Source organism: Pseudomonas sp. SZ40, from assembly GCF_052958135.1.
Map to the genome: position 1 here is coordinate 157439 of NZ_JBQWIF010000006.1, position 20542 is coordinate 177980.

The following is a 20542-nucleotide window of genomic DNA, read 5'->3' on the forward strand; positions in this document are numbered from 1 at the left end:
CTTCACAGTCAGGGAGCGGGGAGCCGGCGGCACAGGCAGATCCGCTCAGGATCAAACGTTTTAACGGATTTCTCCGGCAATATCCCTATCGCTTGCCGAATTTACATAACCGCGAGTTACAGCGCCTGCATGCGCATCGGTGACACCAGCGCGGCCACGGCTGTAGAGTCGCCGCCTGACCATACCGGCCGCGACGGAAACACGATGCAGGAACACGACGTACGGATCGCCCAACTGCTGACCTTCTATCGCAGCGCCTACCTGGCCGACAGCCGTGACCTGAACCTCGACAATCTGGTCGCTCTGCCCGCCGAGCGCCGTGCCTGGCTGGACGGCCGCGAAGATCTGGCCAGCGGCGCCCTGCCGCTGCTGGCACTGCCGCCGGGTATCGGCGCCGAGCTGGAGCGTCAGCAGCAGCTTTATCAGCGCGAGCTGCAACTGATCTACGGCGTACTGCCGGTATGCGGTCGGCTGAGCACGGGCACAGGGCCAACCACTGCGTTCTGCGCTCCGCTGGTGTACTACGAGGCCAACCTGAGCAACGGCAGCGAAGGCGATGCGCACCTGCTGGCCATCGATACCGCGCAGCCTCTGGCGAACTGGCGGCTGCTGCGCCAGCTGCTGGCCGACGACGACAGCGGCTCGCTCGATGACCTGCCACTGGCCGATGCGCCACTCGATGCTCACGGGCTCGCCGATCTGCTCGGCTGGATCAGCCGCCGCACCCGGGTTGCCGATGTGCTCGCCGCCAGTGGCTTTCCAGCCCTGGAGGACCAGCAGGCGGTGGACAAGGCGCTGCGTCGTCGCAGCCTGTCACTGCGCTCGGCGGCCATGGTCGCGCTGGTCCCGCGGGGCAGCGGCAGCCGTGGCATCGTCCACGAGTTGCAACAATTGCAGGAGGGCAAGGACTGGTCTGCGCCATTGCGCCAACTGCTCGGGGCACCGGTGCCCAGCGCAAGCCAGGGCGCCAGCAGCCCTTACGCATTGCCGGCCCAGCTCAGCAACGCACAGAGCCAGGCCCTGGCCAACGCGGCTCGCTATCCGCTGAGCCAGGTATCCGGCCCACCCGGAACCGGCAAGAGTTACACCCTGGCTGCACTGGCCCTGGATCGTTATCTGCACGGTGAAACGGTATTGCTGGTCAGTCGCAGCGAGCAGGCGGTGCGGGTCATCGGGCAGAAGCTGCGTGAAGACTTCGGCCTGCGTGATGCGGTACTCGAGGGCGATGGCCGCAGCCTTCAGCAAAACCTGCGCGAGCGTCTGAGCAGCCTTTTGCAGGGCGAACTGACGCCAATCGATCAGGATGCGGAACGCCAACAGGAGCAAGCGCTGCGGCGCCTGATCGACGAAGAACGCCGTCTGGCAGCGGCGCTCGGCAAGCGTGGTGACCAGGCGCTGCGCTGGAGCCGGCTGATTCTGCGTGCCGATCGCGGCGCCCTGGGGTTCTGGCGTCGCCACCTGCTGTTGCCCTGGGTGCGTCGGCGCGTGCGTGACAGCGTACGGCCCTGGCTACTGCTCGATGAACTGCGCGAATGTCAGCAGCGCCGCGAGCGCCTCAGCCGCGATTACCTCAATACCCGCCGCACCTCGCGCCTGCAGCGTCTGCTGGCAACCGATCGGCAGTTGTTCGTGCAGTACAACCAGGCGATTCGCGCACGCCAGTCGCAACGCCAGCTGGCGCTGTTCGAGGACATCGATCCACAGCGGCTGCTGGCTGCCTTCCCTATCTGGGTGGTGACGCTGGATGAATTGCACCGCCTGCTGCCCCTGAAGGCCGGCCTGTTCGACGTGATGGTCATGGACGAAGCCACCCAGTGCGATATCGCCTCGGCGCTGCCGGCCTTCCAGCGCTGCCGTCGAGCGGTGATCACCGGGGACGCCAGGCAGTTGCGGCACCTATCGTTCCTCTCGCGCAATCGTGAAACGCAACTGCTGCAGCGCTGCGGGTTGCCGGTCGACCAGCGCGAGCGCTGGAGCTACCGCGACAACAGTGTGCTGGATCTGGTTGGCCTGCACCTCCCCGAGCAGGCCGCGCTGACCTTTCTCGACGAGCACTTCCGCAGTCGCCCGGCACTGATCCGGTTCAGCAACCAGCGCTTCTACGACAGCCGCCTGCGGGTGATGAAGGAGCGCCCGGGGCTGAGCCACTGCGACAGTCTGCAACTGCAGCGCCTGCCTGGCGAACGCGGGCACAACGGCGTCAACGAACAGGAAGTGCAGCGCGTGCTGCAATTGATCGACGAACACATGAGCCGCTACGCCGACAGCCCGGTCAAACCGGCGATTGGCGTACTGTCGCCGTTTCGCGATCAGGTCGAGGCGATCCGTCAGGGTATCGCCGGCCTCGACCTGCAGCGCCTTCGCTACTTTCGCCTGCTGGTGGATACGCCCTACGGTTTTCAGGGCGAGGAACGCGACCTGATGATCATCAGCTTCGCCATCGATGCCAGCTCCAGCCAGGCCGCGGCCTATCTGAACCGCCAGGACATGTTCAACGTCGCCATCACCCGTGCCCGGGAGCGCCAGGTGCTGCTGTTCAGCGGCGACGAGCGTCAGTTACCGAGCGAGCACCTGCTGCGCCGCTATCTGGAAAGCCTGGCCGATCAGGCGGTGGCGCCGCATGGCCAGCCCGACCAGGACGACTTCCAACGCGCCCTGTGCACGGCGCTGCAGGCGCAGGGCGTCTCCACCTGGACACGTTATCCCCTGGCCGGCCTGCTTCTCGACGTATTCTGCCAGCGCGGCGACAAGTGCCTGGCCATCGACCTGATCGGCTTTCCGGGCGAAGGCGAGGGCTTCCTCGAGCTCGAGCGCTACCGTGTGCTGGCGCGCGCAGGCCTGGAAATCGTGCCACTGAGCTATGGCCTGTGGCGCCAGGAACCGGAGCTGGCCCTGCAGGCGCTGTTGCAGCGCCTCTAGGCGGAATCAGAAGCTGCTGCCCAGATTCAGGTACAGCGCCTTTTCGTTCTGGTCATTCAGCCCGTAGCTGAAGTTGAGCGGCCCCAGCGGCGTTTCGTAGCCGAGGAAAACGCTCGCCGCATTGATGTAGCCGCTGTCGAAGGCATTGTCGTTGTTCCACACCCGGCCGCGCTCCAGGGAGGCACCGAGGTAGATCGGGAAGTCCAGCGGCAGGAACGAGCGCGGCGTCATGCGCCGGTAGTACACCGCCCGTGCCAGGCTGATGTTCTGCCCCGCCAAGGCATCCTGACGGAAACCGGACAACTGCTGGGCGCCGCCCAGCTGAAAGCTCGAGGTGACCACCTCGGCGTCGTCCAGCGTGCGCCCGTAGCGGCCACCAAGCAGCAGGCTATGTGGCCCCTGGCTGAAGGCCTTGTCCAGTTTCAACTCCCATTGCCGATAGCGGTCGTCGGCACCGAGGCTGGCATCGTACTGGCGCAGGTGCAGGCCGATCTCTTCGCCGTCGTGGGGGAAGTCGACGTTGTCGAGGGTGTCGAAGGAGTACTGCATTTCGTAGTAGCCCTCGGTGAAGCTGAACTCCGGCTGATCGCGCTCGCCGATACGTACCTCCGCTTCCCCCCAGGCCTGGCCGATACCGAAACGGATCTCGCCGTTGTTGGCGATCTGCCGGCCCACATTGAGCCCGTAGCCGTAGCGTTGCACCCGGTATTCGGCGATCGGGTCATTGTCGAGCACGGCGTCGACGTTCCACGCTTCGGCATACAGGTTGGGCGCCACGAACCAGCGCGAACCGACGTCCAGCGGTTGGTAGAACTCGCTGTAAAGCTCCTGGCGATCGCCCAGTTGCACCCGGGTCAGCCATTCGGCACCCAGCCGGTTGATGCCGTTCTTGCGGAAGCTGGCGCCCAGATTGAAGACGCTGTCGCCATTGAAGTCGTCGGAGAGATTCAGGCCCAGGCGCAGGTAATCGGTGCCAGTGCGTTTCTCCCGCGCATCGATCACCAGGGTGTTTTCTCCCTCGTGGCTGACCACCCGGTACTGCACCCGCTCGAAGTAATCGAGACCGTACAGCGTCCCCATGTCACGCTGCAGCCCGGCCATGTCCAGAGGCTCGCCGAGGGGCTGGCCGATATAGTTGCGGATCACCTCGTCGCCGACCTTGGAATCGTTATCCACCTGGATCGCGTTGATCACCGGGGTGCGCCGCTCGGCACTGCGCGCCAGCGTAAGGGCCGGGTTGCCGCCACTGCGTCGCACCAGCGGTGTCAGGCGTGGCTGCAAGGCCTTTGCAGCCTGGTAGCCGGCTTCGATCAGTTCCTCGCCGCGGCCGAAATCGGTCACCCCGAAGGGCGCCATGTTCGGCTGCACCAGAACGTCGGTGGCCTGCAGCGTCGCCAACTGCTCTTCGGAATTGCGCCGGGTCATCATGGTGATCGACTGGTTGAGCACGTCGACCACGGTGAGCAGCTCTTTACGCGGCTTCAGCGGGGTGCCGATGTCCACCACGATGACCCGATCCACGCCCATGTCGCGGGCCACGTCCACGGGAATGTTGTCGACCATGCCGCCGTCGACCAGCAGGCGACCGTCCAGCTCGACCGGCGCGAATACCGCAGGGATCGACATGCTGGCGCGGATCACCTGGGGCAGGTGACCGCTGCGAAAGACCACCTTCTGGTCGTTGGCGATATCGGTGGCCACGGCGCGAAATGGAATGGGCAAACGGTCGAAGTCACGCACATCGCTGCTGCGTACCAGCAGACGTTCGAGCAGCAGGGCCAGGTTCTGGCCCTGGATGACGCCGAGCGGCAGGCCCAGGCTGCCGTCGTCACGGAAGCTCAGGCGCTGTTTGATGAGAAAGTCGCGGTCATCCTGCTTGCGGCGGAACGGCATATCGGTGCGCGGCGGATCGTCGGACAGCACCTGCCGCCAATCCATGTTCAGCGCCACGTCTTCCAGCTCGGCGATGCTGTAGCCCGACGCGTACAACCCACCGATCACCGCGCCCATGCTGGTGCCAGCGATGGCATCGATCTGCACGCCCTGCTCTTCCAGCGCCTTGAGCACACCGATATGGGCCAGCCCGCGCGCGGCACCACCGGACAGCACCAGGCCGACCTTGGGCTGCGCACTTTGCGCGACGGCGAACAGCGGGAAGAACAGGAGCAGCAGAACGAGCAGACGACGACGCATGGCACATCCCTGGCGGTGGGCGATCAGGACAAGGGCGCCATTATAGGAGCCTGATCACCAAGATGTGCGGCACACGACGCGGCTGTTCAGCTCACTCAGTGCAAGCGGTGCGATTCACCGGAGAACGGGTCGTGGAAACTGGCGATCTCGGACTGCAGCCGACGGTTCTCGCCATACGCCTCGATGGCGCGGCGGTAGCGCATGCGCTGCTCGTCGAGCAGCTTGCGCCGGGCTTTCACCACACTCTGTTCATGCTGTTGCGCTTCATCCACATGGCGAGCCATGGCAGGTCTCCAGGTTGAATAACGGGAGACCAGATTCAGCCAGTGCCATGACAGTTTGAGGGCAATGCGGTGACGCTGAGGTGAACTCAGGCGCCTTCTTCGTGATTCTTTATCGACTTCGCCGACAGCCGCAGACTGCGCAGGCTGCGCTTGACGCTCTTGAGGTGGTTGACCAGGCTCGGGCCACGGGCCATGGCCACGCCCATGGCGAGCACGTCGATCACCACCAGGTGGGCGATGCGCGAGGCCAGCGGTGTGTAGATCTCGGTGTCTTCCTGCACGTCGATGGCCAGATTGACCGTGGCCAGATCGGCCAGCGGCGTCTGCCCCGGGCACAGGGCGATCAGCGAAGCACCGGCTTCACGTACCACGTTGGCCGTGGTCAGCAGATCCTTGGAGCGCCCGGACTGGGAGATGCACACCGCGACATCCGACGGCTTGAGGGTAATCGCCGACATCGCCTGCATGTGCGGGTCGGAGTAGGCCGCGGCATTGAGCAGCAGGCGGAAGAACTTGTGCTGGGCATCGGCCGCCACGGCACCGGACGCGCCAAAACCGTAGAACTCGATGCGCTGCGCCTGGGAGCACAGCCCGATGGCCTTCTCCAGTGCCACCGGATCGAGCTTCTCGCGCACCTCGATCAGGGTATGCAGCGTGGTGTCGAAGATCTTCATGCTGAAGTCGGCGACCGAATCGTCTTCATGGATGGCGAACTGACCGAAACTCGCACCAGCCGCCAGGCTCTGCGCCAGCTTGAGCTTGAGATCCTGAAAACCGCTGCAGCCGATGGCGCGGCAGAAGCGCACGATGGTTGGTTCGCTGATGCCCACGGAATGCGCCAGCTCCGCCATGGAACTGTGCATCACCGCCGCAGGATCGAGTAGCACATGATCGGCCACCTTGAGTTCCGACTTGCGCAGGAGGTGGCGTGACTGGGCAATGTGCTGCAACAAATTCACTGGCAGAGACTCGACTGAAAAGTGATGAAGACGCCGGCTGGACTTTAGAGGTGTCACGACTCGGTTATGATCGAGATGCGCCGGGGGTGTAGTGTGCTTGTAGTTATACTACAAGGCTGACGCCCTCGCACGGACAAACCGATTCGGAGTTCCCATGCTGAGCAATTCCTGTGACATGCTGGTTTTCGGCGGCACTGGCGATCTGGCCCTGCACAAACTGCTGCCTGCGCTTTATTACCTGCATCGCGACGGTCGCCTGCATCGCGACACCCGTATTCTCGCCCTGGCCCGCAGCAATCACGCGCGCGCGGCCTACCAGGCCCTCGCCGAGCGCCACTGCCGCGTACAGGTGGCACGCGCCGACTTCGATGAGCAAACCTGGCAAGCGTTCGCCGAGCGTCTCGACTACTTCGTCATGGACGCCTCGCAAAGCGCCGACTTCGGCCGCCTGGCCAAGTACCTGGGCAATGATCGGGAACGGGTGAGGGTCTACTACCTGGCCACCGCGCCCAATCTGTTCGAAGACATCGCCTCGCACCTCAAGGTTGCAGGCCTGGCCGGCCCCCGCGCACGCATCGTGCTGGAAAAGCCCATCGGCCATTCACTGCAATCGGCCCTGGAGATCAACACGGGAATCGGGGCGGTTTTCGACGAATCCCAGGTGTTTCGCATCGACCACTACCTGGGCAAGGAAACCGTGCAGAACCTGATGGCGCTGCGCTTCGCCAACGCCCTGTTCGAGCCCGTGTGGCGCGCCGGGCACATCGACCACGTGCAGATCAGCGTCTGCGAGACCCTGGGCGTGGAAAACCGCGGCGCCTATTACGACCAGGCCGGAGCGATGCGCGACATGGTGCAGAACCATCTGCTGCAGCTGCTTTGCCTGGTGGCAATGGAAGCCCCGGTGCGCTTCGACGCCGAGTCGGTGCGCAACGAGAAGGTGAAGATTCTCGAAGCATTGAAGCCCATCACCGGGCTCGACGTGCGCGACAAGACCGTACGCGGCCAGTACGCCGCCGGCAGGATCGGCGGCCAGGAAGTGCCTGCCTATTACTTCGAGAAGAACGTCGACAACGACAGCGACACCGAAACCTTCGTCGCCGTGCAGGCCGAGATCAACAACTGGCGCTGGGCAGGCGTGCCCTTCTACCTGCGCACCGGCAAGCGGCTGGCGCGCAAGACGTCGGAAATCCTCATCCAGTTCAAACCCGTCCCCCACCAGTTATTCGGTAATGGCGAAGCCAACCAGCTGCTGATCCGTCTGCAGCCCGAGGAACGCATCAGCCTGCAGCTGATGGCCAAGAACCCCGGCAAGGGCATGCACCTGAAACCGGTCGAGCTGGACCTCAACCTGGCCGATGCCTTCAACAAACAACGACGCTGGGATGCGTACGAGCGCCTGTTGCTGGATGTCATCGAAGGTGATTCGACGCTGTTCATGCGCCGTGACGAAGTGGAAGCCGCCTGGCAATGGATCGATCCGATCATCAAGGGCTGGAATCAGCATTATCAGAGCCCACGCCCTTATCCTGCCGGCAGCAACGGGCCAGAACAATTGCAGCACTTGCTGGAGCGGCATGGCCGCGAATGGATCGAATGATCGGGAACGGCCAGTTATCGATCATTCATTAACCGTTGGTAAGCAAAGTTGTAACTCCGAATACCGATACCGCCTGTAAGCCATTGGCCATTGGCCATTATATTGCGCCGTGTCAGTCCATCCCCGATCAAAACAATTGAACCTTATATAAATGCCGCTGTTGCAGCGGCATAGTTCAGAAATGACTCTTTTTCAAAGGAAAACTGCATATTCATTTCTCGACTAAAAATTTCGCCAATAGAAATTAAAAAAATAAACAACCAAAACATATACTTGGGATTTTCATTATAAAAATCTGGCATTAATCCGTTGGTATTAAATAGCTTTAGGGCCTAAAAATACCGGAACACTATTCCAAAAAAGTATCACTTCTCTCTACATGCTTGCGATTCGACCGCTAGGTTTAAGTAGCGGTCGTCTTATCTGGTGCAACTGAAGTACGGGTTACTCCCGAAGTGAAGTCAGGAATTCGATGGAAGTCGAAAGTTAAGGATTGGGAGAAATCTTCATGGCTGTACAGGCTAAGGTCGCCCCTATTGACCAGCAAGTCGCTCAAGCAACCGAGCGCACTGTCAGCAACACGTTACCGCTAAGTCAGAGCAGCAACGTCGCACTGAATATCGCTCCGGAATCCGTCGCCAGTTACAGCCGTGAAGGCATGGATCTGGTCGTGCAGATGCAGGATGGGGAAGTACTGCGGATCAGTAATTTCTATTCACCCGTCGAACAGCCAAGCCAGCTGTTCCTGGTGGGTGAGGAAGAGCAACTGATCGCGGTAGACCTCTCGCAAGCCGCCTCCGACGGCATCCTCGCCGCGTCCTATGCATCGGAAACCACCCTGTCCGGATTCACCTCGCTGACGTCCGCGGCGGCAACCACCGGCGGCGCCCTGGGTCTGGGCACCGCTGCGCTCATCGGTGGCGTGGCGATCGCCGGTGGTGTGGTGGTGGCCGATGAGATCAGCAGCAGAGACAGCAACAACGACAACGGCGGCGCAACCCCGGTCGCCCCATCCGCTGCGAGCAACCTGCAGGTCAGTCCGGACGGCCGCCTGCTGACCGGCAGCGCCGAAGCTGGCACGACCGTGCGAGTGGATGTGAACGGCGATGGCAACGTCGACTACACCGCCACGGTGGATAACGACGGGCGCTTCGTGGTGTCGTTCGTACCGCCGCTGACCAACGGCGAGGCGGTCAGCGTGGTGGTGGTCAATGCGGCGGGCGCTACCAGCCCCGCAGCGCAGGTGGTCGCACCCGACATCAGCGCACCGGACCCGGCCAGCCAGTTGCAGGTGTCTGCCGAAGGGGATGTGCTGACTGGGCTCGCCGAGCCTGGCGCGCGCGTCGAGATCGATCTGAATGGTGACGGTATCGCCGACAGCTTCGCCATCGCCGGGCCCGACGGGCGCTTCACGTTCACCCTGAACCCACCGCTGGTAGCTGGCGAGACCATCGCGGTATGGGTCATCGATGGCGCGGGCAATCAGGGCCAGACGGCGACCATCGCCGCGCCGAACGTGCTGGCACCTGAAGCCCCGACGGTCGAGCCAAGCAATGGTGCCCAACTGACAGGCACCGCGCCGCCGGACGCGACAGTGGAGTTCACCAACCCAGATGGCTCGTTGCTCGGCCAGACCACTGCCGATGCCAATGGCAACTGGACGTTCACTCCGAACGTCCCCTGGGCGGACGGTGCCCTGGTCGACATGTCGGTGATCAACGTGCAGGGCATTCGCTCACCGATCATCCGTATCGTGATCGATCGCAGCCCTCCCGACGCGCCCACCGTGGAGGTCAGCAACGGCACCTTGCTGAGCGGCACGGCGGAAGCCAACAGCACCATCACCCTGACCATCGGCAGCACCCCAGCGGTAACGGTCACCACCGACGCCAGTGGGCTCTGGTACTACAGCCCGGCTGTGGCGCTGGCCGATGGAACGCTAGTCAGCGTGGTCGCAACCGACCGGGCTGGCAACAGCAGCCCGCCCACCGCCCTGACCATCGATGCCAGCCCGCCGCTGGCGCCACAGATCGGCAACAGCAACGGCGTGGTTTTCAGCGGCACGGCCGAGGCCGGCAGCACCCTGATACTGAGCGCCGCTGGCGCCGTGATTGGCCAGACCCTGGTAGACGCCAACGGCAACTGGAGCTTCACCGCAAGCCCACCTGTCGCCAATGGCATCCTGGTCAGCGCTGCGGCACGCGATGCCGCAGGCAATACCGGCCCTGCCGACTCGGTGACCGTCGACAACGCACTGCCCAATGCCCCGGTCATCACCGCGAGCAACGGTACGGTCATTTCCGGCACCGCTGATGCCGGCAGCATCATCATCGTCAGAGACGCCAATGGCGGCCTTATCGGCCAGACCACAGCCAATGGCAGCGGCGCCTGGTCGATCACGCCAGCAGTGCCTCTGGCCAATGGCTCGGTGATCAACGCCATCGCCCAGAACGCCCAGGGCGAAAGCGCCAGCACCACCATCGCCGTCGATGCCGCGCCGCCCCAAGCGCCCGTGGTGCAGCCCAGCAACGGCGAAGTGCTGACGGGGACGGCCGAAGCCGGCGCAAAGATCATCCTGATCTACAGCAATGGCCAACTGATCGGGCAGACGTCTGCCGATGCGGACGGTAACTGGAGTTTCATCCCCACCACGCCACTGAGCGACGGGACCAGCATCGAGGTGACGGCGCGTGACGCCGTCGGCAATACCAGCCTTCCAGCCACCGTGGTCATCGACCGCGATCCGCCGACCATTCCGACGCTCGATGCAACCGATGGCATCACCATCAGCGGCTCCGCCGAAGCCGGCAGCACGGTGACCGTCAGCGGTCCGGGCGGGGTGATCATCGGCGCAACCATCGCCGACGCCAACGGCAACTGGAGCATCACGCCAACCCAACCCCTCGGCCATGACACCCCGATCAGCGTGAGCGCCCGTGACGAGGCCGGCAACGTCAGCGTACCGGCCACCGGCGTGGTGGACGCAGAAGCGCCACAAGCGCCCACGCTCGCACCTTCGCGAGGCAACGCACTGAGTGGCACCGCCGAACCCGGCAGTACGGTCATCATCACCATCGGCAACGATCCCGCCGTGCAGGTGAGCGTGGGCAACGATGGAAACTGGACCTACCTGCCAGGCCAACCCATTGCCAATGGCACCCCGGTCACCGTGGTGGCACAGGACCCCAGCGGCAATAGCAGCGCACCGGTCAATGGCAGTGTCGACAGCCAGCCTCCGGCAGCGCCCGTGGTGCACCCCAGCAACGGCGACATTCTGAGCGGCACCGCCGAGCCGGGCAGCACCGTGACCGTCACCACCCCGGGCAACCCCGAACAGACGGCGACAACCGATGCCAATGGCAACTGGACGGTCACCCCGACCAGCCCATTGCCCAATGGCGCATCGGTGGCAGTGACCGCCACCGATGCGGCGGGCAATCAGAGCACCGCTGGCGGAACCATCATCGATATCGCGCTGCCGGCACGCCCAACCATCGCCCCCAGCAACGGCAGCGCGCTCAGCGGTACCGCAACGGCCGGGGCGACCGTGGTGCTGACTGGCGCAGGCGGTGTCGCCATCGGCCAGACCAGCGCCGATGCGAACGGGGTCTGGAACTTCAGCCCGGCCGCGCCACTGGCCAACGGCACCAGCGTCAGCGCTACGGTCAACGCCAATGGCGTCAGCAGCGCACCGGCGATCACCGTGATCGACAGCATCGCGCCGGCCACGCCGACCATCCAGCCAAGCGACGGCAGCCTGCTGACCGGCACCGCCGAAGCCGGTAGCACGCTGATTCTGACCGGCCCGGGTGGCACCAGCATCGGCCAGGCCACTGCCAATGATCAGGGCGTCTGGACATTCCAATCGGGTACGGCACTGGCCAACGGCACGCTGGTGAGCGTTGTCGCTCGTGATGCCGCCGGTAACCAGAGCGCAGCAGCCACGACCACCACCGATGGCGTCGCCCCGCAGACGCCCACCCTGTTGCCCAGCAGCGGCACCCTGTTGAGCGGAACCGCAGAAGCAGGCAGTACGCTGATCGTCAGCGACGCCAATGGTCGGGTCATTGGTCGAGCCACCGCCGATGCGAATGGCAACTGGACCCTGGCGCCGTCCCCCGCGTTGGCCGACAACGCGCAGATCAGCGTGGTCGCGCGCGATGCGGCCGGCAATACCAGTCCATCGGCAAGCGTGATCATCGATGCGAGCGCACCCGCCGCTCCGCTTCTCGATCCAAGCAATGGCCGTGTACTTAGCGGTAGCGCAGAGCCAGGCAGCACCCTGACCATCAGGGATCTGGCCGGCAACCTGATAGCCGAAACGGTGGTGGGCGCAAATGGCACCTGGAGCATCCCCCTCGCCACGCCGATACCCAACGCCGCGCAAATCCGGGTCATCGCCACGGACCCCAGCGGCAACGCCAGCCCGGCCGCGTCGCTGACGATCGATAGCGTCGCCCCCGCAGCCCCCACCGTCGCCCTGAGCAATGGCAGTGAAATCAGCGGCAGCGCCGAACCGGGAAGTACCGTGATCCTCACCGGGGCTGGCGGCGCCAGCATCGGCCAGGTCACTGCCGACGCCAATGGCAACTGGACCTTCATACCCACCGGCGCAATCGGCAATGGCACCCAGGTCAACGTGGTCGCCCGCGATGCCGCCGGCAACACCAGTGCGGCCAGCAGCGTCACCATCGACAGCCAGGCACCGAACGCACCGAGCGTGGGGCCCAGCAACGGCACACTGCTCAGCGGCACCGGCGAAGCGGGGAGCCTTCTGATCATCAGCGTCGACGGCGCCGTCATCGGTCAGACCCTGGTCGCCGCTGACGGCACCTGGAGCTTCACGCCGCCCGCTGCATTGCCCGATGGCACCGCGATCAGCATCGTCGCGCAGGATGCCACCGGCAACCAGAGCGCCTCGGTGGGTGTCACAATCGATGCTCTGGCCCCCGCCACCCCGGTGATTCAACCCAGCAACGGCAGCATCCTCAGCGGTAGCGCTGAAGCGGGCAGTACCGTCCTCATCACCGGGCCGGGTGGCGTCGTCATCGGCCAGACCATCGCAGACGGCAACAATACCTGGGCATTCACGCCAACCAACCCGTTGCTCGACGGCACTCAGGTCACCGTGGTCGCCCGTGACAGTGCCGGCAACACCAGCGCTCCTGCTGCCGTGATCGTCGATGCGGTCGGCCCGGCAACACCCACCCTGGCCCCGAGCGATGGCAAGACCCTGCTCAGCGGTACTGCCGAACCCGGAACCACGCTGTTGCTCACCATCGGCACCGCGCCAGCGATTGAAGTCGGTGTCGACTCGAACGGCGTCTGGACCTATCCCCTGAGCGCCCCGCTGGCAGACCTGACCCCCGTCAGCGCGGTGGCTCGCGATGCTTCCGGCAATTTCAGCCCTGTAGCAACCATCGAGATCGATGCCGCGGCCCCCGGTTCACCGGTGATCGTGGTGGGTACCAGCACGTTGCTGAGCGGCACTGCCGAAGCCGGCAGCACGGTCAGCATCAAGCTGCTGGTCAACGGCCAGCAGACCGAAATCGGCAGCGTGGTGGCCGATGCCCAAGGCAACTGGTCGTTCTCGCCCACACCGCCCAATACCCTGATCGATGGAAACCAGATTCAGGTCACGGCGACCGATGCAGCAGGCAACATCAGCCAGCCCTCCGCCATCGTCACCATCGATACCAATGCGCCCCTGCAACCCAGCATCGACGCCAGCAATGGCAGTAGCTTCAGTGGTATCACCGAAGCCGGCAGCATCGTCATCATCACCGGCCCCGGCGGTGTGCTCATCGGCCAGGCCACCGCGGACGTCGACGGCGGCTGGACGTTCAGCCCGGCCAATCCGCTTCTCGATGGCACGCCAGTCACCGTGGTCGCCCGTGATGCCAGCGGTAACACCAGCCCATCGGCATCCGTCACCGTCGATGCCATCGCACCGGACGCACCGACGATTTCTCCCAGCGACGGCAGGACCACCCTCAGCGGCACCGCCGAGCCGGGCAGCACGCTGCTGCTCGGCATCGGAGGGGCTGCCGCGATTGAAATACCCGTAGACCAAGGCGGCAACTGGTCCTATGCACTGAATCCTGCGCTGGGTAATGGCATCACCATCACCGTGAGCGCTCGCGATGCAGCCGGCAATACCGGTCCGGCAGCATCCACCACCATCGACAACCTGGCGCCCGATGCTCCTGATCTGTATCCAAGCAACGGGCTGGAACTGAGCGGTACGGGCGAACCCGGCACCACGATCACCGTAACCAGCCCGGCGGATCTCAATCTGCAAGCGACGGTCGACGCCAATGGCAACTGGACGATCCCGCTGGGCACGCCACTGCCCGACAACACCTCGGTTTCGGTCATCGCCACCGATGCGGCAGGCAACCAGAGCGGTCCTGCAACGATCAGCGTGGAAGCCGACCTGCCAGCACGGCCTACCATCGATCCGAGTAACGGCCTGCAACTGAGCGGAACGGCCCCACTGGGCACCACGGTAATACTCACCGCTGCCGATGGCACCTCCATCGGCCAGGCCAGCGTGAACGCTCAAGGTGAATGGAGCTTCACTCCCCCCGCGGCGCTGCCCAATGGCGCCGTAGTCACCGCAGTCGCCAACGATGGCGTGAACGACAGCGCGCCTGCCACGAGCATCATCGATAGCATCGCCCCGGCAGCGCCGACGATCGACCCGAGCAATGGCAGCCTGCTCAGCGGCACCGCCGAAGCCGGCAGTACCGTGATCCTCAGCGGCAGTGGCGGTATCGGCATTGGCCAGATCATCGCCGATGCGAATGGAAACTGGACATTCACGCCGGGCGCGGCGCTGAGCAACGGCACCCTGGTGACCGCCGTAGCCCGCGACGCCGCTGGCAACACCAGCGCTTCGGCCAGCACCACCATCGACAACGTCGCCCCCGATGCGCCTACCCTCGATCCGAGCAATGGAGCCCTGCTCTCGGGTACCGCGCAGGCCGGTATCAGCCTGATTGTCACCGATGCCAACGGTCGGGTGATCGGCCAGACCACCGCCGATGCGAATGGCAACTGGTCCCTGAGCCCTTCCCCGGCGCTGGCCAATGCCAGCGTGGTCACGGTGGTGGCCCGTGACGTCGCCGGCAACATCAGCGCCCCGGCCAGCACGGCCGTGGATGCCGTGGCACCCGGCGTCCCAACCCTGCAATCGAGCAATGGCATTACGTTCAGTGGCAGCGCCGAGGCTGGCAGCACGGTCATCATCACCGGTGCCGCTGGTGCCGTCATCGGCCAGGTCGTTGCCGACGCCCAGGGCAACTGGACATTCACGCCGCCCACGGCAATCGCCAACGGCACCGTGGTGACCGTGGTCGCCCGGGACGCCGCGGGCAATACCAGCGGGGCGATCACCAGCACCATCGACGCGGTCGCGCCCAATCCCCCCACCATCAGCGCCAGCAACGGCACGCAGCTGAGTGGCACCGCCGAAGCGGGAGCCACGGTGATTCTCACTGGCTCGGGTGGCGTCGCCATTGGCCAGGTCATTGCCGACGCCAACGGCAACTGGGCGTTCACGCCGGGCAGTGCATTGGCCAACGGCACCGTGGTCACGGCAGTGGCTCGCGATGCCGCCGGCAATACCAGCGGTCAGGCAGCCACCACCATCGATGCGCTGGCACCGGCCACACCGACGATCGATGCCAGCAATGGCACGCAGCTTGGCGGTAGCGCCGAAGCAGGCAGCACGGTGGTGGTCACGGATGCCAACGGGCGCATCATCGGCCAGGCCACCGCCACGGCCGATGGAACCTGGACACTCACGCCCTCGCCTGCACTGCCCAATGGCGCGCTGATCAGCGCAATCGCCCGGGATGCCGTGGGCAATACCAGCGCCGCAGTCAGCATCACCATCGACAGTGTCGCCCCGGTTGCCCCGACCATTTCGCCCAGCAACGGCATCGAGCTCAGTGGCACTGCGGAAGCCGGCAGCACGGTGATCATCACCGGCCCGGGCGGCAGCATCATCGGCCAGACCTCGGCGAACGCGGGCGGCACCTGGAGTTTCACTCCCACGACCGCGGTGCCGAACGGCACTCAGGTCAGCGTGGTGTCCCGGGATGCGGCGGGCAATACCAGCCCATCGGCGAGCACGGTCATCGACTCGCAGGTGCCGGATCACCCCACCGTGAATCCGAGCAATGGCGTGCTGCTGAGCGGTACTGCCGAAGCCAACAGCACGGTGATCATCACCGGCCCGGGCGGCGCCGCAATCGGCACCACCACGGCCAATGCCAGTGGCAACTGGAGCTTCACGCCCGCCTCGGCGGTGGCCAACGGCACGTTGGTCACTGTGGTGGCCCGCGACGCACTGGGCAACCAGAGCGCCCCAGCCAGCACGCTGATCGACAGCATCGCGCCCTCCGCGCCTCTGATCAGTCCAAGCAATGGTCTGGTCATCAGCGGCAGCGCCGAAGCCGGTAGCACGGTGACCATACGGGTGGCCGGCAACAGCATCGGTACCGCTCTGGCGGACGCCAACGGCAACTGGTCACTGACCCCGGGCACGGCGCTGAGCAATGCCACGCAGATCAGTGCCACGGCCACCGACGTGGCAGGCAACGTCAGCACCGCCGCCACTGCGACGGTCGATGCACAGGCACCCGGAGCGCCAACCATCGGTGCCAGCAACGGCGTCATCCTGAGCGGGACGGCAGAGGCCGGCAGTACGGTGATCATCACCGGCGCTGGCGGCGTCGCCATTGGTCAGGCGCAGGTCGACGGTGCGGGCAACTGGTCGTTCATCCCCCCCGTGGCACTCACCAACACCACCCAGGTCACCGTGGTGGCACGCGATGCGGCGGGCAACACCGGGCCATCCGCGAGCCTGGTGATCGATACCGTGGCGCCCGTCATGCCGACCGTGCAACCGAGCAATGGCGTGTCGCTGACCGGTACTGCCGAGGCCGGCAGTACCGTGATCCTCACCGGCCCTGGAGGGGTGGTCATCGGTCAGACCATAGCGGGTCCGGGCGGGGCCTGGAGCTTCAGCCCACAAACGCCGCTGCAGCACGGCGCCCAGATCAGCGTCAGCGCCCGGGATGCGGCAGGCAACACGGGAGCGTCCGCCAGCGTCAGCATCGACGCCGTGGCACCTGTTGCACCAACCATCGACGCCACCAATGGCGTCTTGCTGCGGGGTACCGCAGAGGCTGGCAGTACCGTCATCCTCACCACCGCCAATGGCAGCCCCCTCGCGACGCTCACCGCCGATGCCAATGGCGCCTGGAGCCTGACGCCGGGCACGGCACTGGGCCACGGCACCCTGGTAACCGTGGTGTCGCGGGATGCGGCAGGCAACCTCAGCGCCTCGGCCAGCACCAGTGTCGACGCCATCGCGCCTCAGACGCCCTTCATCGCCGCCAGCAATGGTGTCGATCTGAGTGGTACCGCAGAGGCGGGCAGCACGGTGCGGTTGAGCGTAGGGGGCGTACAGATCGCCCAGGTCATCGCCGATGCCAACGGCAACTGGCATTTCACCCCGCCCCTGGCGCTGCCGGACAACACGCTGGTCACCGCGATCGCCGTAGACGCCGCAGGTAACACGAGTGGCTCGGCTAGCGTGACGGTGGACGACTCCGGACCGGACCTGCCCGTCGTCGCGCCCAGCAACGGCAGCCTGCTCAGCGGTAGCGCTGAACCGGGCAGCACCATCACCGTCAGCGTTGGCGGCCAGCAACTCGGCCAGACCATCGCCGATCCGATCACCGGAAACTGGGTGCTGCCGGTTTCACCGGCCATCGCCAATGGCACCTCGGTCAGCGTCACCGCCACCGATGCCACCAACAATGTCAGCGCGCCGGCGATCATCGTCATCGACAGCGTGCCGCCAGCGGTGCCAACCATCCAGGCCAGCAATGGCACCCTGCTCACCGGCACGGCCGAAGCAGGCAGCACGGTGATCCTCACCGGTCCCGGGGGTGCGCCAATCGGTATCACCACCGCCACTGCCAGCGGCAGTTGGAGCCTCAACCCCGGTACACCGCTGGCCAATGGCACTCAGGTCACCGTGGTCGCCCGGGATGCAGCCAACAACACCAGCCCATCGGCCAGCGTCACCGTCGATGCCGTAGCGCCTGCGGCCCCGACCATCCTGGCCAGCAACGGCACGCTGCTGAGCGGTAGCGCAGAGGTGAACAGCACGGTCATTCTCACCGGCCCGGGCGGCGTGCAGATCGGCACCACCACTGCCAATGGCAGCGGCGCCTGGTCGTTCTCGCCCAGCCCGGCGCTGGCCAACGGCGTGGTGGTAACGGCGATAGCCAGAGATGCCGCCGGCAACAACAGCGGCTCGGTCAGTACCACCATCGATGCCGTGGCACCGGTAGCGCCGACCATTCAGCCGAGCAATGGTGCCCTGCTCAGCGGCACGGCGGAAGCCGGCAGCACGGTGCTACTGACTGGCGCAGGAGGTGCACCGATCGGCACGGCGCTCACCAACGCCAGCGGCAACTGGAGCTTCGCGCCGGGTAGTACGCTGAGCAATGGCACCGTGGTCAAGGCGGTGGCCCGCGACGCCGCTGGCAATACCAGCGGCTCGATCAGCACCACCATCGATGGCGTCGCACCCGTAGCGCCAACCATTCAACCCAGCAAGGGCACCCTGCTGACCGGCACTGCCGAAGCAGGCAGTACCGTGATCCTCACCGGCCCGGGCGGCGCCGCGCTCGGTCAAACCACCGCCAATGCCGGCGGCGCCTGGAGCTTCACACCCGCAGCGCCGCTGGCCAACGGCACCACGGTGACCGTGGTTGCGAGGGATGCAGCGGGCAATACCAGCACTGCAGCGACCACCAACATCGACAGCCAGGCACCCAACGCGCCAAGCAACCTGTTCGTTACCGCGGACGGCACGCTGCTCACCGGCAACGCCGAGGCCGGCAGCCAGGTGCGTATCGTGGTCAATGGCAACGTCGCCAATCCGATCACGGTGACGGCCACCGCAGCGGGTACCTTCGCCGCCATACTGATCCCGGCACTGGTGGCCGGCCAGCCCATCGGCGTGACGGCCATCGACGCGGCGGGTAACGTCAGCGCATCGGCGGGCACCAACGCGCCCAACCTGTCAGCGCCGACCATCAGCGTTGCCGAGGCGGCCGATACTTACATCAATGCTGCCGAAGCGGCGGATGGCATCCAGGTGCGCGTTGGCCTGGCCACCGGCGTGCGCGCCGGTGACGTGGTCACCGTCACCTACACCGGCACGGGTGGTTACCAGTTCAATCAGGCCCATACCGTGACCGCCGCCGAGGCTCTGGCAGGCAGCGCCGTGGTGTCGGTCGTGCCACCCGCTGGCAGCTTCCCCCAAGGGGCGGCTTCGGTGACGGCGCATGTCAACAATGGCGCCAACTCCCAGACGGCGAACTTCACCGTCGATACAATCGCGCCGTCCTCTCCGGTGCTCGGTCTGGTCGGTAACCTGCTGACCATTTCCGGTGAGCCGAACAGTGAACTGACGGTCCGTATCGACCTGGGCGGTACGGTGGCCACCGCCACGGTCACCGCCAACAACGCGGGCCTGGCCTCGGTGAATCTGCTCACCGGGCTGAACATCGGCCTGAGCTACGGCCAACTGCTCAGCGCCCAGGTTTCGGTGTCCGCCAGGGATCAGGCGGGCAACCAGAGCAACGTCGCGACCCTGGGCCTGGGTACCAGCCTGCAGCAGCAACCCATCACCCTGGGCAACCTGGCCGTGGACGCCAATCTCAATCTGCTCAATCTTCCCGCTGCCCGGCTGGGCGTCAGCGGCAAGACCGTGGCGGGTGCCGCACTGGCCGTCGAAGTGCTGACCCCGGTCGGCTACATCGGCGTCGCCCCGCTGGCTGCCGACGCCAATGGCAATTTCTCGCTCAACTTGCTCAGCCCCACGGTGCTCAGCCAGCTCGGTCTGTCGCTCACCAACATCCTCAACCTCGGCGGCGATCTGGCGCTGCGCATCACCGCCACTTCCGCGGGCAAGACCAGCGGCGTGTACACCGTCGACCTCGACCCACTGGGCCTGCTCGGCCTGACCATCGGCAGCGTGCGGGTCGATGGCACGGCAGCGGACGACATCCTCTCCGGTAACGCGACCATCGCCGGCGAGCGGATCTTCGCCGGGCTCGGCAATGACCTGATCCTCAATGTCGGCTCCGGCGACCGGGTGGACGCAGGCGCAGGCAACGACACCATTCAGATCAAGGCCACCAACTTCGGCAACGTCGATGGCGGGACCGGTTTCGACACGGTGGTCTTCGATGGCGGGATCGACATCAACTACGGGGCCGCGGGAATCGGCACCTTCAGCAACATCGAGCGCATCGATCTCGGTACCGGTGATTCGGGCAGCACGCTGACCCTCACCGCAGCCGCCGTCGACGCCATGACCGATTCGAGAAACACCCTGCAGATCACCGGCGAAAGCAATGACGTGCTCAACCTCACGGCCAGCGCGCTGAAAACCGGGGCGCAGCAGATCGACGGCATCACCTACGACGTCTATACCTACGGAAGCACCACGCTGCTGGTGGAAGAGAATACGGTACAGGTCGTGGTCAGTTGAT

The 20542-nt window shown here is 65.2% G+C and carries 6 protein-coding genes; 3 read left to right on the plus strand and 3 right to left on the minus strand.

What is annotated here, in order from left to right; all coding sequences use genetic code 11:
- The first annotated feature begins 204 nt into the window (after positions 1-204).
- The gene (locus ACT9T4_RS07780; RefSeq protein ID WP_499116335.1) at positions 205-2919 is read left to right on the plus strand and encodes a DEAD/DEAH box helicase; all 2715 of its coding nucleotides are present in this window, start codon (positions 205-207) and stop codon (positions 2917-2919) included.
- 6 nt (positions 2920-2925) lie between these two features.
- Here ACT9T4_RS07780 and ACT9T4_RS07785 read toward each other — a convergent pair whose 3' ends face one another.
- The 3 genes from ACT9T4_RS07785 to hexR all read right to left on the minus strand — a co-directional run bounded on the left by ACT9T4_RS07785 (position 2926) and on the right by hexR (position 6355).
- Positions 2926-5112, minus strand: coding sequence for a patatin-like phospholipase family protein (locus ACT9T4_RS07785; RefSeq protein WP_499116337.1), 2187 nt, complete (start codon positions 5110-5112; stop codon positions 2926-2928).
- 95 nt (positions 5113-5207) lie between these two features.
- Positions 5208-5396, minus strand: coding sequence for a PA3496 family putative envelope integrity protein (locus tag ACT9T4_RS07790; RefSeq protein ID WP_042555851.1), 189 nt, complete (start codon positions 5394-5396; stop codon positions 5208-5210).
- 86 nt (positions 5397-5482) lie between these two features.
- On the minus strand, positions 5483-6355 hold the full coding sequence (gene hexR, locus ACT9T4_RS07795) for a transcriptional regulator HexR (RefSeq protein WP_179539417.1): 873 nt from the start codon (positions 6353-6355) through the stop codon (positions 5483-5485).
- A gap of 154 nt (positions 6356-6509) precedes the next feature.
- Here hexR and zwf point away from each other — a divergent pair, with 154 nt between their 5' ends.
- Positions 6510-7955, plus strand: coding sequence for a glucose-6-phosphate dehydrogenase (zwf, locus tag ACT9T4_RS07800; protein ID WP_197077025.1), 1446 nt, complete (start codon positions 6510-6512; stop codon positions 7953-7955).
- 508 nt (positions 7956-8463) lie between these two features.
- Positions 8464-20541, plus strand: coding sequence for an Ig-like domain-containing protein (locus ACT9T4_RS07805; RefSeq protein ID WP_499116340.1), 12078 nt, complete (start codon positions 8464-8466; stop codon positions 20539-20541).
- Position 20542: the final 1 nt, after the last annotated feature.

Excerpts from the sequence above, each read along its gene's own strand:
- zwf (WP_197077025.1), top strand. The coding sequence starts at position 6,510 with ATGCTGAGCAATTCCTGTGACATGCTGGTTTTCGGCGGCACTGGCGAT.
- ACT9T4_RS07780 (WP_499116335.1), top strand. The coding sequence starts at position 205 with ATGCAGGAACACGACGTACGGATCGCCCAACTGCTGACCTTCTATCGC.
- ACT9T4_RS07785 (WP_499116337.1), bottom strand. The coding sequence starts at position 5,112 with ATGCGTCGTCGTCTGCTCGTTCTGCTGCTCCTGTTCTTCCCGCTGTTC.
- ACT9T4_RS07805 (WP_499116340.1), top strand. The coding sequence starts at position 8,464 with ATGGCTGTACAGGCTAAGGTCGCCCCTATTGACCAGCAAGTCGCTCAA.
- ACT9T4_RS07790 (WP_042555851.1), bottom strand. The coding sequence starts at position 5,396 with ATGGCTCGCCATGTGGATGAAGCGCAACAGCATGAACAGAGTGTGGTG.